20 protein-coding genes and 1 tRNA gene are annotated in these 22,476 nt (G+C 67.5%); 10 read left to right on the forward strand and 11 right to left on the reverse strand.

The features are described from left to right. Window positions 1–3 precede the first annotated feature (3 nt). Both AC1DQJ_RS02570 and AC1DQJ_RS02575 read left to right on the forward strand, forming a co-directional pair. Window positions 4–870 (forward strand): hypothetical protein, encoded by an 867-nt coding sequence (locus tag AC1DQJ_RS02570; protein WP_477599961.1) that lies wholly within the window; start codon window positions 4–6, stop codon window positions 868–870. A gap of 49 nt (window positions 871–919) precedes the next feature. Continuing rightward, window positions 920–1,009: transfer RNA gene (locus tag AC1DQJ_RS02575), tRNA-Ser, on the forward strand. Here the strand turns inward: AC1DQJ_RS02575 and AC1DQJ_RS02580 are convergent. From AC1DQJ_RS02580 to AC1DQJ_RS02595, 4 genes are all read right to left on the reverse strand, one after another. Beyond that, window positions 1,001–1,177 carry a hypothetical protein gene (locus tag AC1DQJ_RS02580; protein WP_477599963.1) on the reverse strand — a complete coding sequence of 59 codons (177 nt, stop codon included), beginning with the start codon at window positions 1,175–1,177 and terminating at the stop codon, window positions 1,001–1,003. The genes AC1DQJ_RS02575 and AC1DQJ_RS02580 overlap by 9 nt on opposite strands. A gap of 147 nt (window positions 1,178–1,324) precedes the next feature. After that, window positions 1,325–1,945 (reverse strand): DUF502 domain-containing protein, encoded by a 621-nt coding sequence (locus tag AC1DQJ_RS02585; RefSeq protein ID WP_477599965.1) that lies wholly within the window; start codon window positions 1,943–1,945, stop codon window positions 1,325–1,327. Between the two features lie 181 nt (window positions 1,946–2,126). Continuing rightward, the gene (locus AC1DQJ_RS02590) at window positions 2,127–2,501 is read right to left on the reverse strand and encodes a DUF6491 family protein (RefSeq protein WP_477599966.1); all 375 of its coding nucleotides are present in this window, start codon (window positions 2,499–2,501) and stop codon (window positions 2,127–2,129) included. Between the two features lie 98 nt (window positions 2,502–2,599). Continuing rightward, a complete protein-coding gene (locus tag AC1DQJ_RS02595) occupies window positions 2,600–3,991 on the reverse strand; it encodes an L-serine ammonia-lyase (RefSeq protein ID WP_477599968.1) in 1,392 nt (463 codons plus the stop codon). 88 nt (window positions 3,992–4,079) lie between these two features. Here AC1DQJ_RS02595 and AC1DQJ_RS02600 point away from each other — a divergent pair, with 88 nt between their 5' ends. Continuing rightward, window positions 4,080–4,616, forward strand: coding sequence for a GNAT family N-acetyltransferase (locus AC1DQJ_RS02600; RefSeq protein WP_477599970.1), 537 nt, complete (start codon window positions 4,080–4,082; stop codon window positions 4,614–4,616). A 55-nt stretch (window positions 4,617–4,671) separates the two neighbouring features. Here AC1DQJ_RS02600 and AC1DQJ_RS02605 read toward each other — a convergent pair whose 3' ends face one another. Next, the gene (locus AC1DQJ_RS02605; protein WP_477599972.1) at window positions 4,672–7,290 is read right to left on the reverse strand and encodes a TonB-dependent receptor plug domain-containing protein; all 2,619 of its coding nucleotides are present in this window, start codon (window positions 7,288–7,290) and stop codon (window positions 4,672–4,674) included. Between the two features lie 657 nt (window positions 7,291–7,947). Here AC1DQJ_RS02605 and AC1DQJ_RS02610 point away from each other — a divergent pair. From AC1DQJ_RS02610 to AC1DQJ_RS02630, 5 genes are all read left to right on the forward strand, one after another. Beyond that, complete coding sequence (locus AC1DQJ_RS02610) at window positions 7,948–9,552, forward strand: flavin monoamine oxidase family protein (protein WP_477599974.1); 1,605 nt, start codon at window positions 7,948–7,950, stop codon at window positions 9,550–9,552. A gap of 57 nt (window positions 9,553–9,609) precedes the next feature. Further along, window positions 9,610–10,101: a RidA family protein gene (locus AC1DQJ_RS02615; RefSeq protein ID WP_477599976.1), complete on the forward strand. Its 492-nt coding sequence runs from the start codon at window positions 9,610–9,612 to the stop codon at window positions 10,099–10,101. Between the two features lie 112 nt (window positions 10,102–10,213). Next, window positions 10,214–10,729, forward strand: a complete 516-nt coding sequence (locus tag AC1DQJ_RS02620; protein WP_477599978.1) for a Rid family hydrolase — start codon at window positions 10,214–10,216, stop codon at window positions 10,727–10,729. After that, window positions 10,729–11,928, forward strand: coding sequence for an alanine racemase (locus AC1DQJ_RS02625; protein ID WP_477599980.1), 1,200 nt, complete (start codon window positions 10,729–10,731; stop codon window positions 11,926–11,928). The genes AC1DQJ_RS02620 and AC1DQJ_RS02625 overlap by 1 nt, the downstream gene beginning before the upstream one ends. Before the next feature lie 67 nt (window positions 11,929–11,995). Continuing rightward, window positions 11,996–13,108, forward strand: a complete 1,113-nt coding sequence (locus AC1DQJ_RS02630) for an S-(hydroxymethyl)glutathione dehydrogenase/class III alcohol dehydrogenase (RefSeq protein WP_477599982.1) — start codon at window positions 11,996–11,998, stop codon at window positions 13,106–13,108. Between the two features lie 48 nt (window positions 13,109–13,156). On the opposite strand, the gene AC1DQJ_RS02635 is transcribed toward AC1DQJ_RS02630, so the two are convergent. Beyond that, complete coding sequence (locus AC1DQJ_RS02635; protein ID WP_477599984.1) at window positions 13,157–14,518, reverse strand: hypothetical protein; 1,362 nt, start codon at window positions 14,516–14,518, stop codon at window positions 13,157–13,159. A gap of 141 nt (window positions 14,519–14,659) precedes the next feature. On the opposite strand from AC1DQJ_RS02635, the gene AC1DQJ_RS02640 reads away from it, so the two are divergent. Next, entirely contained in the window at window positions 14,660–15,445 is a 786-nt protein-coding gene (locus tag AC1DQJ_RS02640; protein WP_477599986.1) for a hypothetical protein, read from the forward strand. Here the strand turns inward: AC1DQJ_RS02640 and AC1DQJ_RS02645 are convergent. From AC1DQJ_RS02645 to AC1DQJ_RS02665, 5 genes are all read right to left on the reverse strand, one after another. Then, the gene (locus tag AC1DQJ_RS02645) at window positions 15,417–15,824 is read right to left on the reverse strand and encodes a cupin domain-containing protein (RefSeq protein ID WP_477599988.1); all 408 of its coding nucleotides are present in this window, start codon (window positions 15,822–15,824) and stop codon (window positions 15,417–15,419) included. The genes AC1DQJ_RS02640 and AC1DQJ_RS02645 overlap by 29 nt on opposite strands. Window positions 15,825–15,889: 65 nt before the next feature. Continuing rightward, window positions 15,890–16,690 carry an aminoglycoside 3'-phosphotransferase gene (locus AC1DQJ_RS02650; RefSeq protein ID WP_477599990.1) on the reverse strand — a complete coding sequence of 267 codons (801 nt, stop codon included), beginning with the start codon at window positions 16,688–16,690 and terminating at the stop codon, window positions 15,890–15,892. A gap of 105 nt (window positions 16,691–16,795) precedes the next feature. Continuing rightward, complete coding sequence (locus AC1DQJ_RS02655) at window positions 16,796–18,679, reverse strand: acetyl/propionyl/methylcrotonyl-CoA carboxylase subunit alpha (RefSeq protein WP_477599991.1); 1,884 nt, start codon at window positions 18,677–18,679, stop codon at window positions 16,796–16,798. A 2-nt stretch (window positions 18,680–18,681) separates the two neighbouring features. After that, window positions 18,682–20,274 (reverse strand): carboxyl transferase domain-containing protein, encoded by a 1,593-nt coding sequence (locus tag AC1DQJ_RS02660; RefSeq protein WP_477599993.1) that lies wholly within the window; start codon window positions 20,272–20,274, stop codon window positions 18,682–18,684. After that, the gene (locus AC1DQJ_RS02665) at window positions 20,271–21,428 is read right to left on the reverse strand and encodes an isovaleryl-CoA dehydrogenase (protein WP_477599995.1); all 1,158 of its coding nucleotides are present in this window, start codon (window positions 21,426–21,428) and stop codon (window positions 20,271–20,273) included. The genes AC1DQJ_RS02660 and AC1DQJ_RS02665 overlap by 4 nt, the downstream gene beginning before the upstream one ends. A 110-nt stretch (window positions 21,429–21,538) precedes the next feature. On the opposite strand from AC1DQJ_RS02665, the gene AC1DQJ_RS02670 reads away from it, so the two are divergent. Next, window positions 21,539–22,396 (forward strand): LysR family transcriptional regulator, encoded by an 858-nt coding sequence (locus AC1DQJ_RS02670; protein WP_477599997.1) that lies wholly within the window; start codon window positions 21,539–21,541, stop codon window positions 22,394–22,396. Window positions 22,397–22,476 lie beyond the last annotated feature (80 nt).

Below are 22,476 nucleotides of genomic sequence, written 5' to 3' on the forward strand. Positions count from 1 at the left end.
ACCTTGCGCGCCATGGGATGGCTGGCCCCAGGTTCCGACCCCGCCCTCGCCCTGACCTCCGAGCCGACCGAATGCTACGCGCCCGCCCCTGAGGTTCGCGCCTCCGCCGAGATCGGCCGCGCGGCGTTCCGAACGCCGGTGCTGCTGGGCGGCCAGGCGGCGCGGGCCGGACTGTCGTGCGAGAGCTGCCATCGCGGCGGGCGCAGCAATCCCGACTTCCTGTTTCCCGGCGTCTCTGGCGCGGCCGGTACCGCCGACGTGACCTCCTCGCTGTTCTCCTCGCACCGCGGCAACGGCCGGGACGACCCTGTGCCGATCCCCGACTTGTCAGGGCCGCGCGAGCGGCTGAAGGTGGCGACGGAGGGCCTCGCCCCGTTCATCCGCGGGCTGGTGGTCGAGGAGTTCGACGGCCGCGAGCCGCCACCGAGCGTGATGTCGGGCCTGGTCGACTATGTCGGCGCCCTGCGGCCGCAGGCCTGCCCGGCGAACGCCTCGCGGCCGGTGACTTCGGCGGGACTGATGGACGACGCCCGGCGCGCGGCCATTGCGGGAGCCACGGCGGAGGATTCGGCGACGAGGCTGCTGATGATCGCCTCGGCGCGGGCCAGGCTTGGATTGATCGACGAGCGCTATGCCGCGCCCGGCCTTGCCCCCGAGCGCAGCGCTCTGCGCCGCGCCGACGCTGAGCTGGCGGCCCTCGCCCAGGCGGTGCGCGAGGGCGACCAGACCGCAGCCAAACGCCTTACGGAATGGGCCGCGCGGACTCCCAGCTTGGCCGGGCGGCTGGCCCGTCGCGAGCCCCAATCATTGTTCGATCCGAAATCCCTTCGCGCTGCGGCGCAAGCGCGCTTGCCCGCGAAGGCGTCATGAGTATATTGCGCGCCTTCCGCGAGGGGCGCGTGCGTTCCTCATGGCCTGTGGTGAGGTGGCGGAGTGGTCGATCGCGCACGCTTGGAAAGCGTGTATAGGTGAAAGCCTATCGAGGGTTCGAATCCCTCTCTCACCGCCATTTTCCGTATTGAAGCGACACTTTGAATGCGAGCCGCCAACGCGGCGCGCTGGCGCGCGGCGGATCGGCCGGGTGCGGGATAAAGGGACGCTCGCAGGGCAGCAGGTCGTCGGGAAGTTCCTTGGAGAGAATTTTTCCGGTCGCTATGCCCGCCAGGAAACTCGTCATGTCGCAGTCGAACACTTCAAAACTACCCGGGCGCGGGGACGCTATCCGTCATTGTTCGTCCAGGAATTGTTGCGTCGCTATCGACAACACGCCGCAGATCGGTGGCTACGGACGCGCGGTCACGGCCTGGTCATGCGAGCCCCGGCGCTAGTCGAGCTTGCCCGCCCGCTTCAGGCTCGCCAGCTGTTTGTAGATCTCCTCCGAGCCCTTGCCGCGCCCGCGCATGATGACCCAGAGCTGCTTGAGCGTCAGGTCGGTGCGATGGATCTGGTCGGCGTGCGCATAGGCCACAGATCCTGACGACATCTGCGGCGAACCCGGAAGGTAGACGGCGTGCCACTCGCCCTCGGCCTCCAGCAGCAAACCCATAGCCCAGCCGGCGTCCGTGGGCACCAGGACGATCGGCATGTCTTCGTCCTTGGCGTCGTCCTCCGACCCGACCTTTTTTGCGACTCCCTGAAGCAGGCTGAATTGCGGAAAGGCCGCCGCGACGCCTTCCTGAATCGAATCCAGGACGGACTGCCCGGCGCCTGTGCGGGCGAACAGGCCCACCAGGAAGGCTCCCAGGATGACGCCGAACACCGCGGCCACGGTGCTAGCCGCGATTCCTCCGACGCTGGTGACACCCAAGGCCGTGACGACCGGTTCCGTGAACCCCGTCATCAGCCCGACTATTTTGCTCACCACGAACAACACGACGAAGATTGGCAGTAAAAACAGCGCGCCGCCGATCAAGGTGGATCGCGTGAACTCACGCGCCTGCTTCAAAGACGCCCGACGGCGCTTGGCATCACTTGATAAGGCCATGACACATCTCCTGAACGGGAGCCGCTCCCAGCAGAACCTGCATCGACCTTTTCCGGCCCAATGTAGAGACACGTTGCCGTTAGGCCGCCGAGACGGTCGTTTGGTGATAAACGCCGCTCAGCCTTCCAGGGCCATACGGCGGCTACTTCGCCTTTGCGGCGGCGATCTTCGGCGGCGGGGCGGAGGTCGTCAGGCTGTTGATCTGGCAGGACTTCCCATCGACCAGGATCTCGCCGAACTTGTCGAGCGTGCCAGCGCCGCGCGGGACGAAGCCGATCTTCAGAGCGTCGTCCAGGCCCCAGCAGCGGCTCACCAGTTCAGCCCGATACCAGAGGCGTTGATTGTCCTCGATCCAGAGAGCGGTCTCGCCGTCCGCCTCGAAGTTGCGGATGCCCACGCTGTTGGCGAACGGGATGCCGGCTTCGACGCCCAGTTGGCGCTCAACAGGCGGGCTCTCGGCGATGGCGCCCGCGGCCAGCAGGCTCGCGGCGCCCAGGACTGTGATGAAGGTCTTCATCGGAGAGGTCTTTCGCAAACTCGCCCCACTCGAGGTCGAGTGTGGCCGGCCTCCATTGAACGCCCATCGAGAGCGCCGTTCACTCGCCATCTAGCCGCTCAGCATTCGACGATGTTGACGGCCAGGCCGCCGAGCGAGGTCTCCTTGTAGATCTCGCTCATGTCCTCGCCGGTGCGCTTCATGGTGGCGATCACCTTGTCCAGCGAGACAGTGTGCTGGCCGTCGCCCAGCAGAGCCAGGCGCGAGGCGTCGATGGCCTTCACGGCGCCCATGGCGTTGCGCTCGATGCAGGGGATCTGGACCAGCCCGCCGATCGGGTCGCAGGTGAGGCCAAGGTTGTGCTCCATGGCGATCTCGGCGGCGTTCTCGATCTGAGCGTTGGTCCCGCCCAGCGCCGCCGTCAGCCCGGCCGCGGCCATCGAGCAGGCGACCCCGACCTCGCCCTGGCAGCCGACCTCGGCGCCCGAGATCGAGGCGTTGCGCTTGTACAGCGAGCCGATGGCCGAGGCGGTCAGCAGGAAGTTCCGCCGCCCTTCGGCGTCGCCGCGATGGAAGCGGTCGTAATAGCGCAGCACCGCGGGCAGGAGCCCGGCTGCGCCGTTGGTCGGCGCGGTGACCACGCGACCGCCCGAGGCGTTCTCCTCGTTCACCGCCAGCGCCCAGAGGTTCACCCAGTCGAGGGCGGCCAGGGGGTCGGAGATGTTGCGCTCGAGCTTGGCCATGAGGTCGGTATGGATCTGGCGCGCGCGGCGGCGGACATTCAGGCCGCCCGGCAGGCAGCCGTCCTGGCGCATGCCGCGCTCGATGCAGGCCTCCATGGCGACGAAGATTGCGTCGAGGCCGGCGTTGACCTCTTCGGCGCCGCGCACCGCGGTCTCGTTGGCGAACGTCAACTCGCCGATGCTGAGGCCCGCCTGCTCGGCCTGTTCCAGCAGCTCAGCGCCCGAGGCGAACGGATAGGGCTGGGCGACAGTCCTGGCGGGCGCCGCATTGGTCGCGATCTCCGCCTCGTCGAGCACGAAGCCGCCCCCGACCGAGAAGTAGAGCCGCTCATCCAGCAGCGCCTCGCCGTCATAGGCCCGGAAGGCCAGGGCGTTGGGGTGCTGCGCCAGGCGCGTGCGGCCTTCCCAGAGGATGTCGCGCGCGGCGTCAAATTCGATCTGCGGGCCGCCGGCCCCAAGCTGCAGGCGGCCGCTGGCGTGGATCGCCTCCAGTGCGGCGTCGGCGGCGTCGGGATCGATGCTGGCGGGCATGAAACCCGCCAGGCCCAGGATCACCGCCCGGTCGGTGGCGTGGCCGCGGCCGGTCAGGGCGAGTGAGGCGTAGAGCGCCACCTCGACTCGGGTGGTCCGCGCCAACAGACCCGCCTGGCCCAGCCGTTCCAGGAAACGACCGCCGGCGGTCATGGGACCCATGGTGTGGGAACTCGAGGGCCCGACACCCAACTTGAACAGATCGAAGGCGCTGGCCATGGTCGGTTGGTAAGCCATTGCGCGAACGCCGCCAAGGCGGGGCAGACATTGGCTGTTGCCCGAGGTTTGAGGTGACGCCGACCGCCGGTTTGGCTAGGCCGGCGGCATGACCAGTCCCTTGACCATACGCCTGGCCACAAGCGCCGACATTCCCGCCCTGAAAGGGCTGATGGAGCGCGCTATCAGCCAGCTGCTGCCGGCGTTCCTGGCGCCCGAAGAAGTCACCGCTTCGCACGAGGTGATGGGCCTCGACACCCAGCTGATCGAGGACGGCGTCTATTTCATCGTCGAGGTCGATGGGGCGTTGGCCGGCTGCGGCGGCTGGAGCCGGCGCGCGACCCTGTTCGGCGGCGATCATTCATCCGGACGCGACGCGGCCTTGCTCGACCCAGCCGTCGACCCAGCGCGGGTACGGGCGATGTACACCGATCCCGAGTTCACCCGCCGCGGCGTCGGGCGGCTGATCCTGGAGACCTGCGAGGCGAAGGCCGCCGCGGAAGGCTTCAGCCGCTGCGAGATGGCCGCGACCATGGCCGGCGAACCGCTCTACGCCGCCTGCGGCTATCAGCGGATCGAACCGTTCGAGGCGGAGACATCGGCCGGGGTGAAGGTGCCGCTGGTGCGGATGGGCAAGTCGCTCTGAACGCAATCGGGCGGCCCTTGCAGGCCGCCCGACCACTCATACCTGAGCCGTCAGATCAGAACTTCATCTGGATCTTGGCGTAGTAGAAGCCGCCCTGCCAATCGACGATCGAGTCCGATCGGTAGATCCGGCCGTTGGTGCCTTGCTCGCCGGTGAGGTCCCGGGTCGGATAAGTGTCGAAGAGGTTCCGCACGCCCAGCGTCAGCGTGTAGGAGTCGTCGATGTCCCAGTTGCCCTCGACGTCGAACTGGACCTCCGGATCCCAGGTCTGAACCGTCGGGATCGAGACGCTGTACATGTTCTTGTACGAGCCATAGACGTTCGCGCGGCCCATGATCGAGAACGCGCCCATGTGATGGGTCGCGGTCAGGACCGAACGCCAGTGCGGCGTCGAGTGCTTGAAGTCGAAGATGTACTCGCCGTCGAAGAAGGTCCGGGTCGTACCGGTCGCGTCGACGAACTTCTTCACCTCCTCGACCACCGGGTTGTTGATGTTGAACGAGGCCGAGAAGTTGGTGCTCTGCCCGTTCTCCCAGGCGCGGGCGTAGGTGGCGACCAGGTCCAGGCCGGTGATGCTGGCGTCGAAGGCGTTCTGGAAGAAGTTCACCTGGCCGATGGTGTCCGCGCCGGGGATGCCGGCGGCGACCATCGCGGCGGTGATGGTCGGCGTCACCGTGATCGGGGTGATCGCGTAGAACATGTCGTCGACCTTGATGTGGTAGGCGTCGACCGTGATGTTCAGGCCGTCGAACAGCTCCATGGTCAGGCCGACCGAGTAGTTTTCAGACTTCTCGGGACCGAGCGGTGCGGCGCCCAGATACTGAGCGACCGGATTGGTGGCCGGGAACAGGCCTTGAGCGACCGGCACGCCATTGTTCACCACCGTCGAGGTGTAGGTGGTGAAGGTCTGGCCGGTGGTCGGCGCACGGAAGCCAGTGCCGACGGAACCCCGGACCGCAATGCCGTCGACGATCTCGAAGCGCCCGGCGACCTTGTAGTCGACGGTCGAGCCGAAGTCGGAGAAGTCCTCGGCGCGCAGCGAGGCCTGCACGAACAGCCGGTCGGTCACGTCGAGGCTGGCCTCGGTGTAGACCGCATAGGAGTCCCGGGTCAGGCGGCCCGAATAGAGCGGCGGAAAGCCCGGCGCGCCGTTGGAGCCGACCCCAAGCACCGCATAGACCGGGTTGGTGATGGTCCGCCCGTCGAGGATGATGGTCGAGCTGTTGCAGACGATGCCGGCGTTCTGCGGCGCGGTCGGCCGCAGGGTCCGCTGGGCGACCGCGGTTTCGTTGGTGCAGAAGTCGTGTGGGTCTTGCGTCGAGTACGGGCCGGCCGTGTAGGACGCCACATCGCCGGTGAGGATCTCATAGCCTTCCTTGCGGTATTCGGCGCCGAAGGCGATGGCCAGGGGGTTCTCGGTGAGGCCGGTGGCGATCGCGTAGGTGAAGTCGGCGTTGAGCGACCATTCGTCTGCGACCAGCGAACCGACATGGAATTCCGTCGGGCTCGCCTGGCCCAGCGAGAAGTTCACTGTCTCGGTCAGATCATAGGCCAGTTCGTTGCGGCCGTAGCGGCCCGAGAGGTCGTAGCCCAGGCCGTTCAGCACTTCGCCCCGGAAACCGCCGGCGACGCTGTAGTCGTAGACGTCGCCGAAGAACTGGGGCGTGAAGCCGCGCGGGAAGATCTGGTTGGCGCGGAACAAGGCCCCGGTACGGGTATAGACGTAGTCGTCGGCCTGGTTGGTGGTCGCGCCGATGTCGATCGGCGGGCGATAGTTGAAGTCTTCCTTGGCGTGGCTCTGGCCATAGTTGCCGAAGATGTAGAACTCCAGGTTGTCGGAGAACTCGTAGCCCGCATTGACGAACACGCGCAGGGCTTCGGATTCCGGCTGGCCCCACTTCTGCCAGACGTCGGGGATGCGGCCAGGGCCATAGCCCACGGACTGGGCGTAGGCGGCGCTGTATGCCGAACCCGGCGCGGTGGTTTCGGTCGGGAACAGGGCCGAACAGAAGCCGGCGAGCTGGTTGGGGATGTTGCGGTTGCAGTACTGCGTGCCGCGGCTGGTCGGCTGGTCGGTGGTCCACTCGAACGACGCGCTGACGAAGCCGGAGTCGCCGATCGCGAAGCCCTTGTTGCCGCCGATGATGATGCCTTCGCCGTCCTTCTCGTAGTACTGGCCGACCTGGGCGGTCAGCGTGCCGCCCTCGGAATTGTCCTTCAGGATAAAGTTGATGACGCCGGCGATGGCGTCCGACCCGTATTGGGCGCCGGCGCCGTCGCGCAGGACTTCCACCGACTTCAGCGCCGCGGACGGGATCTGCGAGGCGTCGGCCGACTGGCTGCCGTCGCCGCCGGTGGTGACAAGCGCGGCGCGATGGCGGCGCTTGGAGTTCACCAGCAGCAGGGTCTTGTCCGACGACAGGCCGCGCAGGGCCGCCGGGCGGATGAAGGTGGCGCCGTCGGAGATCGGCTGGCGCGTGATCGTGTAAGACGGCACCAGGGTCTTCAGCAGGTCCTGGGTGTCGGAATGCGAGATCGCCTCGATCTCGGCGGCGTTGAATGAGTCCACCGGCACCGGCGACTCCATGACCGTGCGCGGCAGGGCGCGCGAGCCGGTCACCACGACCTCGTCGATTTCCGAGGTCGCCGCCGCGGTAGTCTGCGCGATAGCCAAGCTAGCCGAGAATAAAGTCGCGAGAGAGACGCCCGCGAGCAGTCCTATACGCATTTGTTTTCTCATGATTATTGCCCCCACAGCAATGACGGCCCCGATCGGCCGCAAGTCGTCACAAATTCGTCCTGGAGTTTTTCAGGAGATCGGATGCTTCGCGGCGGCCGTCTGTTCAGACACCGCAAGCAGGCGCGACATCCCCATGTCGCGAAATGCATCTACTGAATTGAACAACTGCAAAAACATAGCGGACACTCTCCAAAACGGTGAGCTGCCCTTGTCCCTGGGAGTCCCTAATAGTACTTTTTATTTATATTAACGCCGCCCCAGGACATCTCGACAATTCTCGTCGGACGTCATGAATTCACCAGGCTCGTCATGGAACTTTTGCACTGTCAACGAGGTTGGATTGACTCCCCGCTCAGCAGCACTCATGCCGCAAAAACGCTCATCGCTACGGCTTCTTTTTAATCAACACAGAACTTGTAGATTTTGAGCGACTGCGGCTAGCTTCAGGTCATGCCGAATATTGAGGCTGATACGCCTCAAGTTTGAACAGGCACGCACCTTCCGCGCCCCACCGCGCCAACCCCGCTTGAACGGTGGGCCTCCGGCGACCGGTCATGGCGCTCTTAGTAGTCGTGATCGGGGGATTGAGTGATGGGGATCAGCAGAAGACTATTCCTGCATCGTGCAGGCGCGGCGGGGGGATACGGCGCGGCCTATTCGGCGATGCGGACGCTTGGCCTGATGGGCGCGGTGGCGTCGGCGGCGACGCCGGCCATGGCGGCTGACGCCGGGCGAGGCAAGCGGGTGGTGATCCTGGGCGGCGGCATCGCCGGCCTAGTGGCGGCCTATGAGCTGGAGCGCGCCGGCTACGGGGTGACCTTGCTGGAGGCGCGCGATCGTCTGGGTGGGCGCAACTGGACGCTGCGGGACGGCTCCAAGGTCGAGATGGTCGGCGAGGAGACCCAGACCGTCCGGTTCTCCGAGGGCCTCTACATGAACGCCGGCCCGGCCCGGATCCCCAGCCACCACGAAGGCCTGCTCTCCTACTGCCGCAAGCTGGGCGTGCCGCTGGAGGTGGAGATCAATTCCAGCCGCAGCGCCTATCTCTGGGCCGACGACGCGAACGGCGGCCGGAAATTCCAGATGCGCCAGGGGGTCAACGACACCCGCGGTTACCTCTCCGAACTGCTGGCCAAGGCGGTCAACAAGGGCGCGCTCGACCAGGACCTGTCGGTCGAGGACAAGGAAAAGCTGCTGCCCTTCCTGCGCCAGTACGGCGACCTGACCAACGACATGGCCTTCAAGGGCACCGAGCGCTCGGGTCTACTGCAGGCGCCGGGCGCGGCCGACCAGTTCGCCAAGGCCCGGGATCCGGCGGCCTTCCGTGATCTGATCAATCACCCGCAGATCGGTTCGACGCTGTTCGAAGACAACATCAACATGCAGGCGACCATGTTCCAGCCGGTCGGCGGCATGGACCAGATCCCGGCCGGCTTCGAACGGGCGATCAAGAGCCCGATCATCAAGAACGCCGAGGTCACCCAGATCCGCGCCGACGCCAAGAGCGTGAAGATCACTTACCGCGACCGGGTCAGCGGCAAGGTCAGCGTCGTCGACGGCGACTACACGATCATCACTCTGCCCCTCGCCCTGCTGGCCAAGATCGACAACAACTTCGCCAAGGACGTGAAGGCGGCGATCGCCTCGGTGCCCAACGACTTCTCCAACAAGATCGGCTTCGACTCGCCGCGCTTCTGGGAGAAGGAGCAGATCTACGGCGGCATCTCCTTCGTCGGCGGCGAGACTAGCCTCGTCTGGTATCCGTCCAACGGCCTGCACACCGAACGCGGCATGCTGCTGGCCTGCTACGGCTCCGGCGGCCGGGCCGAGGGCTTCGCCAAGCGCCCGCTGGCCGAGCAGGTCGCGATGGCGAGGGCGGTGATCGGCAAGCTGCACCCCGGCCATGCCGAGGGGTTGACCAATCCGGTTGTCGTCAACTGGAGCAAGATCCCCTTCAACATGGGGCCCTGGCCGCGCTGGGGCGAACGCGGCGGCGTGCAGGAGGGTCACTTCGACTCGCCCGAATACCGCCTGCTGAACCAGCCGCACGGACGTGTTCATTTCTCGGGCGCCCACCTCAGCCAGACGCCCGGCTGGCAGGAGGGCGCGGTGTTCTCGGCCCAGCGGACCATCGCGGCCTTGTCGGCTCAAGTCCGCGACAGCACCCTGACCGAGGCGCGGCACGCGGCGGCTTGATCAAATTGAAGCTTTACCGGCCCAATGGCCGAGCCACATTCAAGGGACCTCATTCACATGCGTAGAGCCATTATCGCCGCCGCCCTGCTGGGCCTGGCGGCCGCGACGCCCGCCGCCGCCCAGGTCAAGCGGATCGGCGCCCCGACCTCGCCGATCCTGCAGGCCGCGGTCGTCCCGGCCGGGACCGACATCATGTACGTCAGCGGCATCACCCCGCCGGCCCTCAACGCCGGCGCTCCTGCCGGCACGCCGGTGGAGTTCGGCGACACCAAGACCCAGACGCTCGGCGTGCTCAAGCGCATCGAGGACATCCTGAAGGCCGAGGGCCTGACCCACGGCGACGTGTTCATGATGCGGGTGCTGCTGGTCGGCGATCCGGCCAAGGGCGGCAAGATGGACTTCGCCGGCATGATGGAGGGCTACAATCAGTTCTACGGAACCGCCGCCCAACCGAACAAGACCGCGCGCATCACCAGCCAGGTCGCCGCCCTGGTGGCGCCGGGCATGATGGTCGAGATCGAGGTTCAGGCGGCCAAACCGAAAAAGTGACAGTCGTCGGCGGGTTTTCGTCGAACGTGACCTCTCTCCGGTCGATGCAATCTTCCCCCGCTGGCGCGATTGGGTCTCTCGTCGGATGTTTCGCCATCTGATCGAGAGACCCATGCGCGCCCTGCCTATCGCAGCCCTGCTGCTCTGCGCCGCCAGCCCGGCGGCCGCCCAGGAATTTCCCCTCCGCATCCCAGCGCCAGGCGGCGAGGTCATCCTCCCCAGCGCCGCCGCCAAGCGTGAGCACGACGAGTGGCGCTACGCCGCCGCGCGCCGGGTAGGCGACACCCTCTACATCTCCGGCGTGGTGGTGTTCCGCGCCAAGGACGAAGGGACCGACGCGGCCGCCTTCAAGCTCCAGGCCCGCCGCGGCTTCGAACAGCTGAAGCGCACCTTGACCGCCTCGGGCGCGACCTTCGCCGACGTGGCGATGATCAACTCCTTCCACGTCTGGGACGGTCCAAACTTCAAGGGTACCAAGGACGAGCAGTTCGCCGCCTTCGAGGAAGTGGTCGGCGAATACTTCAAGCCGCCCTATCCAGCCTGGACCGCGGTTGGTACGACCGGGCTCCTGGGTGAGACCGGAATCGTAGAAGTCCAGCTCATCGTCCATTCGCCGGCGAGGAAATAGTGACCGACCGCTTGGGACCGCCTGTCCACTTTCAGCCTCCGACCACCCCGGCCCTGGTGGTCCGCCGCGAGGCGCTGGAGCGGAACCTGGCGGCCATGCAGGACGCCTGCAGCGCGGCAGGCGCAAACCTCCGCGCCCACGGCAAGATGCACAAGTGCACGACCCTCGGCGCCCGCCAGGTCGAGCTCGGCGCGGTCGGACTCTGCTGCCAGACGGTTGGCGAGGCCCAGGCCTACGCCGCCGCCGGCGTGCCTGATCTGCTGGTGACCTCGCCGCCGGCGCCCTGGGGCGCGGAGAAGATCGCCGCCATCGCCAAAGGCGGGTCCCGCATCGCCGTGGTCGCCGACGACGCAGGCCAGATCGCGCGCCTGTCGCAGGCCGCGACCGCCTCCGGGACGACCATCGGCCTGGTGGTCGACATCGACCTCGGCACCCACCGCACCGGCGTGTCGCCCGAGCAGGTCGCCGCGCTGGCTCGTCTGGCCGCCGACGCGCCGGGCCTTCAGTATCGCGGCATCCAGGCCTATCTCGGCCACCTGCAGCACCTGGCCGACCTCGAGGCGCGCCGCGCCGCCTGCCAGGTGACCCGCCAGCGGCTGGGCGCCCTGGTCGGCGAACTGACCGAGGCCGGCCTGAAGCCCGAGCTGGTCACCGGCGGCGGCACCGGAACCTATGTCGAGGACCTGGCCAGCGGCGTGTTCAACGAGATCCAGGCCGGCTCCTACGTGTTCATGGACGTGGAATACGAGGACTGCGGCGCGATCGACGGCCAGGCCTGGCCGTTCGAGCAGTCGCTCTACATCGCCACCAGCGTGGTCTCGGCGCGTCACAAGACCCACGTGGTCTGCGATAGCGGACTGAAGGCCCACTCGGTCGACGGACCGCCGGCCCGCGTGGCGGCCGGCGCGCCGCAGGGAACCCGCTGGCGGCCGATGGGCGACGAGCATTCAGCCCTGTTCCATCCGGCGATGATGGGGGTGGTGAAAGCGGCCGGCGCCGACTTCGCAGGCGGCATCGCCGCGGCCGACGAGGACGCGTCGATCGCCTGGCCGGCCGACGCGCCCAAGGTCGGCGACATCGTCTGGCTGCAGCCTGGGCACATCGACCCGACCATCAACCTCTACGACGCCCTGCTGGTAGTGGCCGAGGACGGCTCCTTCGAGACCTGGCCGGTCGACGCACGGCGCAGCTCACGCTGATCGTGGCTTTTCCTGCGCGCCCCCGCGGCGTAGGCAGGGGCCACACGCCACCGCCCATGAGGACGCCATGAAGACCCGCGCCGCCGTCGCCTTCGAAGCCAAGAAGCCGTTGGAAATCGTCGAGGTCGACCTGGAGGGTCCCAAGGCCTTCGAAGTGCTGGTGGAAATCAAGGCGACCGGCATCTGCCACACCGACGCCTACACGCTCGACGGCCTGGACTCCGAGGGCATCTTCCCCTCGATCCTGGGCCATGAGGGCGCCGGCGTGGTGGTCGAGGTCGGGCCGGGCGTCACCAGCGTCAAGCCCGGCGACCACGTGATCCCGCTCTACACGCCCGAATGTCGCCAGTGCAAAAGCTGCCTTAGCCGAAAGACCAACCTCTGCACCGCCATCCGCGGCACGCAAGGCAAAGGGCTGATGCCCGACGGCTCCAGCCGCTTCAGCTACAAGGGCCAGGCGATCGCCCACTACATGGGCTGCTCGACCTTCTCGAACTACACGGTGCTGCCCGAGATCGCGGTGGCCAAGATCCGGCCCGACGCCCCGTTCGACAAGGCCTGCTACATCGGCTGCGGCGTCACCACCGGGGTCGGCGCGGTGGTCAACACCGCCGGCGTCGAGCCGGGCTCGAACGCTGTCGTCTTCGGGCTCGGCGGCATCGGCCTCAACGTCATCCAGGGCCTGAAGATGGTCGGCGCCGACATGATCATCGGGGTCGACATCAACCCGGCGCGCGAGGACTGGGGCCGCAAGTTCGGCATGACCGACTTCGTCAATCCCAACGACATCGGCGGCGCCGACATCGTCCAGCACCTGGTCGCCCTAACCGACGGCGGCGCCGACTACACCTTCGACTGCACCGGCAACACCCACGTCATGCGCCAGGCGCTGGAGGCCTGCCACCGCGGCTGGGGCGAGAGCGTGATCATCGGCGTGGCCGAGGCCGGCAAGGAGGTCTCCACCCGCCCGTTCCAGCTGGTCACTGGCCGCGTCTGGAAGGGCTCGGCCTTCGGCGGCGCGCGCGGGCGCACCGACGTGCCGAAGATCGTCGACTGGTACATGGACGGGAAGATCCAGATCGACCCGATGATCACCCACGTCATGCCGCTCGAAGACATCAACAAGGCCTTCGACCTGATGCACGCCGGCGAGAGCATCAGAAGCGTGGTGGTGTTTTAGGGGGGCGGGGCAGGAGAGGCCCGACCGCATGCGGCTACGCGAGCGCGCTCAGTAGCGGGATACGGGCGCTCGTTCCGCCCCACCCATCTCCAACCCGATCTGGGAGCCCAAAGACGCGCCCGCAAACCCGGTCATCTTTCCAACGTCTGCAGGCAGCCACCAGTCGACACGATAGTTGGGAAGCTCGGCGTGCCCGAGCAGTTGGGGATCGGACATCGATGCAAACTCGCCGAATTTCGACTCAGTCGTCCCGTTGAGCGTCGAGGCAGGATCGACGACCGTGTAGCCTCGGCTTAGGTATCGACGTTCACCTCGTCCTATCGGAAGCTCGCCTCGCGCTCTTGTCTTCAGCATTGACAGGCGCTCCCCCAGCTTTCCCTTCCGCCCATAGCCCAGCGCCTTTGCTTGGACAGCGCCGAGGACATCGCCAACGTGGCCCAGCGCCGCTCCGCCGGCGCTGCCCCGAATGGCAGCATCATAAGAAATGGGTCGCCCATTGAAGGCGTCCTGAAGCATCGAAGTGGCGGCCCCCTCGACCGCGCCCGCCGTGCTCGGAGCCCGAAAGATTGCGAAAGGGGCCGCGACCGCGCCACCGCCGACCGCGCCAATGAAATCTCCGAGTGTCCCTTCCCCGCCCGTGGCGATATCCACTGCGGTCTGCGCTGCGCCGTTCGCAAGACCCGCGGCGCCGCTGAGAATGGCGACCTCGCCAGCGGTCGTACCTAGCCGTGGGACATTTCCAAGCGCCGTTGCGGAACGCAGTTGGGAAAGCACTTTTGGAGCGGCGGCGCGAGCCGCGGTCGCGGCTGTCCGCGTGCCTAACGTCAGGGCTAGCCCGGCGGCTTGGCCACCCTTCCTCGCCAGCGCTCGATTCGAGCTGTCGTACGCGTCACGCGCCAACTCGTTTTCGTGGTGCTTACTGTACTTCTCGAGAAATGGCCGATCACTTCGGTCTGCAAGCGCACTCATGCCGCCTGCAAACTCATCGGCGAGACCGAATGTCAGGGTGTCCGCAACGCCGCGGACGGCCGCATCCGCCTGGAGCCCAGCCTCGTAGACTCTGTCGAGAATGCCCGTCCCCGCCGGCCTAGGCGCCGGAGTCTGTGATCCGTGCTGTGATCGAACGGCCGGGGTGGGCTTCGCTGCTTTGGGTTGGGAAGCCACATTTGCTGCCTTGGGGCCCTTCTTGGCCTGCGCTTGCAATAGCTGACCATTCAACTTCTCTGCGGCGGTCAAGCCGGCGCCGATCTTACCGATGGCCGCATTCGCATCTGCGGTAAGCCGTTCGGCCCGTCGGCCGATCCGGTCAAACACCGTCGCGGCTATTGCGTTCGCGTCACGCCACATGTTCTCCGGCTGCACCGGGACCAAGCCAAGCGGCGTCGCAAGCGTGAAGCCTCGTTGGGCCATCCGCATATCTCCAGCGTCATGGAAGAGGAACCGGCGCACATCGCATTGCTCGCCGAACGATGATTTTATAACCTATGGTCGCAAGCTTGACAAGAACAAATCAGGAACATTAGGCTTGCCGCGAGAGAGGGAGAGAACCCAATGGGACTGCTGTTCTACCTTCCGGCCGTGTTCGGCATCCTGCGCCATCGGCACTGGCCGTACTGGCGCTGGGTCGTCGTGATGCTCGTCTGGGTGAACGTGATGTGGCTGCTGTTCGCCGAGGGAGGACTGGTTACCGGACCCATCGAGCAGTCGGACCACGCGTACATCATGGGACTTCTCGCGCTACCGATCGTGGTGACAATCTGGGGCGGCATCTTCTTCATCGTTCGCCGGCTGTACGCAGAGGCCAAGGCGACCGGCCTTGGACCTGCATCAGTCAAACCGGCTTCGGGCTTGCGGAAGGGCGCCGAGCTCATCGCGCTGACCTTGGCCTGCGGGCTCGCGCTCTATTTGAATGTCATTGCGATTTTTCCGGGCCAAGCCTCAAAGGCGGAGCCAGTGGCTTCGGCTGCAACAGTGGAGGCGGACATCGACCGTTCGGTCGAGATAGCCAATCAATCCATCCCTCGAAAACTCGACGACATCACCACCGTTGTTGGCGCTGGCCGCGAGGGGCGGACCTTCGTCATCGACCACGAGATTTCGTCGCCCGACGTAACGCGAGAAGTCCTGGAGAGCTATCTGCAGCAGCAGAAGGTCGTTGAGGCCTGCGCGGACGAAGGGATTCAGAAACTGCTCGGCCACGGTGGCGCGCTTCGCTATCGCTACAAGCTGGTGTCTGGCGCCGACCCCGTCGAATTCAATCTGGCTGCGGCCGACTGCGGCGCGGTCGGCGCAAGGGCTGCTCCCGCTCCTACTTCCCCGCCAGCGGGTACGAGATGATCAGGTTGAGCGGCTCCGGGCCAACCTGGCGGATCCCGACATTGGCCCCGCGGAACAGGTAGGCGGCCACGCCCGGGGTCAGGCGGGTGGTGACGCCGTCGGAGGTGACGTCGCCCTCTCCAGAGAGCACGTAGTAGACCTCGTCATGATCGATCGGGTGCAAGCCGATGGCGGCGCCGACGTGCAGCACCCGGCGGCGGAACTCCATGGCCCGGCCCGGCACGGCGTCGCTGATCCGGTAGGCGGTGCTCATGCCAATGGCGCCATGTGGCGGCGGCTCCTGGCGCACGACGTCCTGCTCGTGGACGATCACCGCGGCCGGCGCGGCGGCCTGAACCGGCAGAGCCAGGGCGCTGAGGATCAGAGCTAGTCGCAGCATCGGCAGGCCTCCGGTGGTCGGTCCACGCGACAATGACACCGGTTACCGACACAGGGCAATCACGCTCAGAAGAACTCGTCCATCAGCCGGTAGAAGGCGCAGGCGGCCTCGTCGACGGCGGCCAGCGGATAGTGCTCGCGCAGCAGGGCGGCGGCGTCGACGTGCGGGTGGTTGAACCTCGCCGAGCGCAGGAACAGGGCGAGGTCCTGCCAGGGATCGGCGAGGCCGAAGCGGCCGAGGTCGAGCAGGGAGACCGGCCGGCCCGGGGTCCAGATGAAGTTCGGCAGGCTGGCGTCGCCGTGGGTGAGGACCAAGCGCTCGCTCGCCGGGCGGGTGGCGCGGGCGTGGGCCAGGGCCTGGGGCGCGGTCCAACCGGCGCGCTCGTCGTCGAAGTCGTCCTCGTCGACCAGGCCGGCGGCGACGTTGCGCTCCGCCAGGGCGAACTTGGCGGCCAGGCTCATGTCGAACGGGCAGCCGGCCGGGTCGAGGCCGTGCAGGGCGGCGAGGGCCTGGACGGTGGCGGTCAGCGCCGCCTGCGCCTGCTCGGGCGCCACGTGGGACACCGCCTCCCCTGCCAGCCGCTCGCTGACTAGGGCCAGGCCGCCGTCGAATGGGCCGCTCCAGACCGCGCGGGCGGTCGGGACCCGGCCGTCCAGCCAGGCGGCGACCGCGATCTCGCGCGAGAGCAGTTCGACATTTTCCTGCAGTTCGCGGGGCGCAAACTTGACGAACAGATCGCCGGCGGCGGCGACCAGATCGCCCGACCGACCATGGGCGACCAGCCGGACCTCGGCGCAGGTCGGCTGGCCAGCGGCCTCCAGGATCAGTCGGACATAGCCGCCGACATCGTTTGCTTCATGGTGCATCGGAACGCCCCCACGCCGCGGCGACGGGCGGGGGCTCCGGGCTGCGGCGGCTCACTCGCCCCTAAGATAGGGGGCAACGTCGAGATTCCGACACCGGCGGCGAAACTATCCCGCCGCCAGCCGCGCCAGAGTGACGCCCTCGCTGACCTGGTCGCCGACGCTGACGGCGAGGCTCTCGACTTCGCCGTCGAACGGGGCGGTCAGGGCGTGCTCCATCTTCATCGCCTCAAGGGTCAGCAGGGCCTGGCCGCGGACCACCTTGTCGCCGACGCTGACCGCGACGGCCACCACCTTGCCCGGCATCGGCGCGCGGATCGCGCCGTCGCCGGCGCCTCCGTGGGCCGCGTCCTTGATCGGCGGGCGCGGGGTCAGGATGAAGGTCTCGCCGGCGTCGAACACCACCACCTCGCCGTCCCCGGTGAGCAGCACGTCCTCGGGGATGTCGTCGCTGGAGAGTGGAGCGTCGAAGCCCCGGTCGTCCTGATAGAGCCGCATGGTCGCGGCCGGGGCGGCGTTGAGCCGGAAGCCGGTCAGTCCGCGCCAGGGATCGGCCAGGGCCTCGTCGTCCGCTTCCAGGGTCAGGGCCATGGCGGCGGCGGCCAGCGCGTTTGGCGACGGATCCGGCCGCGCGGCAAGCGCCTCCAGCCGCGCCTCGATGAAGCCGGTGTCGACGTCGCCGGCGATGAAGTCCGGGTGGTCGAGGCAGCGGGCCAGGAAGCCGGCATTGGTCTTCACCGGCCAGACTTCGACCTCGCTGCAGGCCTGGGCCAGCAGGTCGCTGGCGCCCTCGCGAGTGGCGGCATGGGCGATCAGCTTGGCGATCATCGGGTCGTAGAACGGCGAGACCTCGCCGCCCTCCTCCACGCCGGTGTCGACCCGCACCAGGTCCTCGGGCAGGTGGAAATGCTCCAGCACTCCGATCGAGGGCAGGAAGCCGCCGGCCGGGTTCTCGGCATAGAGCCGCGCCTCGACCGCGTGGCCCCTCAGCGCGATCTGGTCCTGGGCCAGCGGCAGCGGTTCGCCCGAGGCGACGCGGATCTGCCATTCGACCAGGTCGACGCCGGTGACCGCCTCAGTGACCGGGTGCTCGACCTGCAGGCGCGTGTTCATCTCCATGAACCAGATGCGGTCGGGCTTGAGGCCCTCGCTGGCGTCGGCGATGAACTCGACGGTGCCGGCCCCGACATAGCCGACAGCCTTGGCGGCCTTGACCGCGGCCTCGGTGACCGCGGCGCGGGCGGCCTCGCTCATGCCCGGCGCAGGCGCTTCCTCGATGACCTTCTGGTGGCGGCGCTGCAGTGAGCAGTCACGCTCAAAGAGGTGGACGACATTGCCCTGGCTATCGCCGAACACCTGCACCTCGATGTGGCGCGGGCGGGTGACATAGGTCTCCAGCAGCACCCGGTCGTCGCCGAACGAGGCGGCCGCTTCCCGCTGGCAGGAAGTGAGGGCGGCGGCGAAGTCCTGCGCAAGCTCGACTTTGCGCATTCCCTTGCCGCCGCCGCCGGCCACCGCCTTGATCAACACGGGGTAGCCGATCCTGTCCGCCTCGGCCTGCAGCCGGGCGGGTGTCTGGTCCTCGCCGAGATAGCCGGGCGTGACGGGCACGCCGGCCTGCGCCATCAGCGACTTGGCCGCGTCCTTCAGGCCCATGGCGTTGATCGCCGCGGGCGGCGGGCCGATCCAGGTCAGGCCCGCGTCGGTCACGGCCTGCGCGAACTGGGCGTTCTCCGACAGAAAGCCGTAGCCGGGGTGGATGGCGTCGGCGCCGGTCATCAGCGCCGCCTCGATGACCTTCTCACCGACGAGATAGCTCTCGCGCGCCGGCGCCGGGCCGATCAACACGGCCTGCTCGGCCATGCGCACGTGCGGCGCGTCGGCGTCGGGCTCGGAATAGACCGCCACGGTGGCGATCCCCATGGACTGCGCGGTGCGAAAAACCCGGCAGGCGATTTCGCCACGGTTGGCGACCAGAATGCGCTTGATCATGGTCACATCCGGAAGACGCCGAACCGGGTTTCCGGGATCGGCGCGTTGAGGGCGGCGGAGATGGAGAGGCCCAGCACGTCGCGCGTCTGGGCCGGGTCGATGATGCCGTCGTCCCACAGGCGGGCGGTGGCGAAGTAGGGCGAACCTTCGTGCTCGTAGCGCTCGCGGATCGGGGCCTTGAAGGCCTCTTCCTCTGCCGGCGTCCACTTGTCGGCGTCGCGGTGGACGGTGGCCAGCACGCTGGCGGCCTGCTCGCCGCCCATCACCGAGATGCGGGAGTTGGGCCAGGTCCACAGGAAGCGCGGAGAATAGGCCCGGCCGCACATGCCGTAATTGCCGGCCCCGAACGAGCCGCCGATCAGCACGGTGAACTTCGGCACCTCGGCGCTGGCGACCGCGGTGACCAGCTTGGCGCCGTCCTTGGCGATGCCGCCGGCCTCGTACTTACCGCCGACCATGAAGCCGGAGATGTTCTGCAGGAAGACCAACGGGATCTTCCGCTTGCAGGCCAGCTCGATGAAGTGGGCGCCCTTCAGCGCGCTCTCGGAGAACAGCACCCCGTTGTTGGCCAGGATCGCCACCGGCTGGCCCCAGATGCGGGCGAAGCCGCAGACCAGGGTCGTGCCGTAGAGCGCCTTGAACTCATCGAAGTCCGAGCCGTCGACGATGCGGGCGATCACCTCGCGCACATCGTAGGGCGCGCGCACGTCGGTCGGGACGATGCCGTACAGCTCCTGCGGATCGTAGGCCGGCGGCCGCGGATCTGTCAGGTCCTGGTCGACCAGCTTGGTCGTGTTCAGGTTGGCGACGATCGAGCGGACGATGGTCAGGGCGTGCTCGTCGTCCTCGGCCACATAGTCGACGACGCCGGAGCGGCGGCCATGGGTGTCGGCGCCGCCGAGCTCCTCGGCGCTGATCACCTCGCCGGTGGCGGCCTTCACCAGCGGCGGGCCGCCCAGGAAGATGGTGCCCTGGCCGCGGACGATCACCGTCTCGTCGCTCATCGCGGGGACGTAGGCGCCGCCGGCGGTGCACGAACCCATGACGCAGGCGATCTGCGGGATGCCCGCGGCGCTCATCCGCGCCTGGTTGTAGAAGATGCGGCCGAAGTGCTCGCGGTCGGGGAAGACCTCGGCCTGGTGCGGCAGGTTCGCGCCGCCGCTATCGACCAGATAGACGCACGGCAGGTGGTTCTGCATGGCCACTTCCTGGGCCCGCAGGTGCTTCTTCACCGTGGTCGGGAAATAGGCCCCTCCCTTCACCGTGGCGTCGTTGGCGAGGATCATCACCTCGCGGCCGGAGACCCGCCCGATGCCGGTGATGATGCCCGCGCCGGGGGCTTCGTCCTTGTAGAGCCCGTGAGCCGCCAGCCCGGCAACTTCCAGGAACGGGGAGCCGGGATCGAGCAGCCGCTCGACCCGCTGACGCGGCAGCAGCTTGCCGCGCGAGGCGTGCCGATGGCGCGACTGCTCGGGACCGCCCAGCGCCGCGTGGGCGGTGTGCTCCGCCAGTTCGGCGACCAGCGCGCGGTTGTGGGTGTCATTGGCCTGATAGGCCGCGCCCGACTTGTCGATGGCGGTGGCGAGCTTGGTCATGCGCCCAGCAATTCCCGGCCGATGAGGAAGCGACGGATCTCGTTGGTTCCGGCGCCGATGTCGTAGAGCTTGGCGTCGCGCACCAGGCGCTCGACCGGAAACTCCTTGGTGTAGCCGGCCCCGCCCAGGGCCTGCACCGCCTCCAGGCTGACCTTCACCGCATTCTCGGAGGCCAGCAGGATCGCGCCGGCGGCGTCGAAGCGCGTGGTCAGGCCCGCGTCGCAGGCCTTGGCGACTGCGTAGACGTAGGTCCGGGCCGAGTTGAGGGCGACATACATGTCGGCGATCTTGCCCTGCATCAGCTGGAACGAGCCGATCGGCTTGCCGAACTGCTTGCGCTCCCGGACATAGGGCAGCACCACGTCGAGGCAGGCCTGCATGATGCCGAGCGGACCGGCGGCGAGCACCGCGCGCTCATAATCCAGGCCGCTCATCAGCACGCCAGCGCCGCCGTTCAGCGGGCCCATGACGTTCTCGTCGGGGATCTCGCAATCCTCGAAGACCAGCTCGGCGGTGTCGGAGCCGCGCATGCCCATCTTGTCGAGCTTGGGCGAGACGCTGAAGCCCGTCATGCCCTTCTCGACCAGGAAGGCCGTGACGCCACGACTGCCCTCGTCCGGCGAGGTCTTGGCATAGACTACCAGGGTGTCGGCGTGCGGGGCGTTGGTGATCCAGAACTTGGTCCCGTTCAGCACATAGCGATCGCCGCGATGGTCGGCGCGCAGCTTCATCGAGATCACGTCGGAGCCCGAGCCGACCTCGCTCATCGCCAGCGAGCCGACATGCTCGCCGCTGATCAGCTTCGGCAGATAGCGGCGCTTCTGGTCGGGCGTGCCCCAGCGGCGGATCTGGTTGACGCAGAGGTTGGAGTGCGCGCCGTAGGACAGGCCCACCGACGCCGAGGCGCGGCTCACCTCCTCCATCGCCACCACGTGCTCGAGATAGCCGAGGCCGAGGCCGCCGAATTCCTCCTCCACCGTGATGCCGTGCAGGCCGAGCGCGCCCATCTCCGGCCACAGCTCTCGGGGGAAGGTATTGGTCTCGTCGATCTTCGCGGCGATCGGGGCGATGCGGTCGGCGGCGAAGCGCGCCGTGGTCTCGCGGATCGCGTCGGCGGTCTCGCCGAGGCCGAACTGGAAGTTGGGACCTGACATTGTGCGCTGCCTTCTGCGGGGCCGTCCGGGACTAGCCTCGCAAAACTAGCGACCCATGGACAATCCACAAAATTGAACGTTCATGATGCATATGATAGATCACGCCTATCATGGATCGCTACCTGCTGCGCTACTTCCTGGCCATCGTCGAGACCGGGAACTTCAGCCGGGCGGCGGCGCGCGAGAACGTGGCTCAGCCCACCCTCTCGGCCGGCATCGCCAAGCTCGAGGGGGAGTTGAAGGCGCGACTGTTCGACCGCACCAATCGCCGCGTCCACCTGACCGAGGCCGGAAGCCGCTTCCTGGTCCACGCCCGCCGCATCGAGCATGAGTTCAATCTGGCCCAGGCGGCGGTGTCCGGAGCGGCCCAGCCGCAGCTGCTGCGGGTGGCGGTGTTGTCGACCATTCCCACCGCCCTCGTGTCGGAAGCGCTGGCCGGGCGGAATGACCGCTCCGAGCAGGTCGAACTGCTGGAGGGCTCCGAACGCGAGGTGCTCAGTCTGCTCGATCGAGGCCGGGCGGACGTGGCCGTGACCATCATCAATCCGTCTACGGAGCGTTTCGCTAGCGAGCGGCTGCATGAGGAAGGCTACAGCCTCGCCCTGGCCGTCGGCCATCGGCTGGCCGGGGCCGGCAGCCTGGACGGCGAGGCGCTTGCTGACGAGGTGATGATGGTGCGCCGCCACTGCGAGGCGCTCCCCCACACCAGCCGCTACTTCACCGATCGCGGCGTACGTCCATTCTTCAGCTACCGCGGGACCAGCGACGACAAGATCCTCAGCCTGGTGGCCGCAGGGCTCGGCATTACGGTGATGCCGGACGGCTACCAGGCCGAAGGCGTGGCGCGGGTCGCGCTGGAGGGCTTCACCCCGCGGCGCACGCTCGGGCTTTGCTACGCAGGCGAGGCCGCACGTCATCGCACCAGCGGCTTCGTGGCCGCCGCGCGCGAGATTCTCGGCGCGCTCTAGACTTACTTGGTCGAGGGGGCCGCCACCCCCGTGGGGCGGGGATGGCGGCTCGGTCTCGCAAGCGGACATGACCACGCCTG

The sequence above is a fragment of the Phenylobacterium sp. P4_E10 genome (genome assembly GCF_056401675.1).

What these genes read in the sequence shown, in the direction of transcription:
- AC1DQJ_RS02610 (WP_477599974.1), top strand. Translation starts at nt 7,948, where the DNA reads ATGGGGATCAGCAGAAGACTATTCCTGCATCGTGCAGGCGCGGCGGGG.
- AC1DQJ_RS02630 (WP_477599982.1), top strand. Translation starts at nt 11,996, where the DNA reads ATGAAGACCCGCGCCGCCGTCGCCTTCGAAGCCAAGAAGCCGTTGGAA.
- AC1DQJ_RS02670 (WP_477599997.1), top strand. Translation starts at nt 21,539, where the DNA reads ATGGATCGCTACCTGCTGCGCTACTTCCTGGCCATCGTCGAGACCGGG.
- AC1DQJ_RS02635 (WP_477599984.1), bottom strand. Translation starts at nt 14,518, where the DNA reads ATGGCCCAACGAGGCTTCACGCTTGCGACGCCGCTTGGCTTGGTCCCG.
- AC1DQJ_RS02620 (WP_477599978.1), top strand. Translation starts at nt 10,214, where the DNA reads ATGCGCGCCCTGCCTATCGCAGCCCTGCTGCTCTGCGCCGCCAGCCCG.
- AC1DQJ_RS02600 (WP_477599970.1), top strand. Translation starts at nt 4,080, where the DNA reads ATGACCAGTCCCTTGACCATACGCCTGGCCACAAGCGCCGACATTCCC.
- AC1DQJ_RS02590 (WP_477599966.1), bottom strand. Translation starts at nt 2,501, where the DNA reads ATGAAGACCTTCATCACAGTCCTGGGCGCCGCGAGCCTGCTGGCCGCG.
- AC1DQJ_RS02655 (WP_477599991.1), bottom strand. Translation starts at nt 18,679, where the DNA reads ATGATCAAGCGCATTCTGGTCGCCAACCGTGGCGAAATCGCCTGCCGG.
- AC1DQJ_RS02665 (WP_477599995.1), bottom strand. Translation starts at nt 21,428, where the DNA reads ATGTCAGGTCCCAACTTCCAGTTCGGCCTCGGCGAGACCGCCGACGCG.
- AC1DQJ_RS02580 (WP_477599963.1), bottom strand. Translation starts at nt 1,177, where the DNA reads ATGACGAGTTTCCTGGCGGGCATAGCGACCGGAAAAATTCTCTCCAAG.
- AC1DQJ_RS02645 (WP_477599988.1), bottom strand. Translation starts at nt 15,824, where the DNA reads ATGCTGCGACTAGCTCTGATCCTCAGCGCCCTGGCTCTGCCGGTTCAG.
- AC1DQJ_RS02595 (WP_477599968.1), bottom strand. Translation starts at nt 3,991, where the DNA reads ATGGCTTACCAACCGACCATGGCCAGCGCCTTCGATCTGTTCAAGTTG.
- AC1DQJ_RS02650 (WP_477599990.1), bottom strand. Translation starts at nt 16,690, where the DNA reads ATGCACCATGAAGCAAACGATGTCGGCGGCTATGTCCGACTGATCCTG.
- AC1DQJ_RS02660 (WP_477599993.1), bottom strand. Translation starts at nt 20,274, where the DNA reads ATGACCAAGCTCGCCACCGCCATCGACAAGTCGGGCGCGGCCTATCAG.
- AC1DQJ_RS02640 (WP_477599986.1), top strand. Translation starts at nt 14,660, where the DNA reads ATGGGACTGCTGTTCTACCTTCCGGCCGTGTTCGGCATCCTGCGCCAT.
- AC1DQJ_RS02615 (WP_477599976.1), top strand. Translation starts at nt 9,610, where the DNA reads ATGCGTAGAGCCATTATCGCCGCCGCCCTGCTGGGCCTGGCGGCCGCG.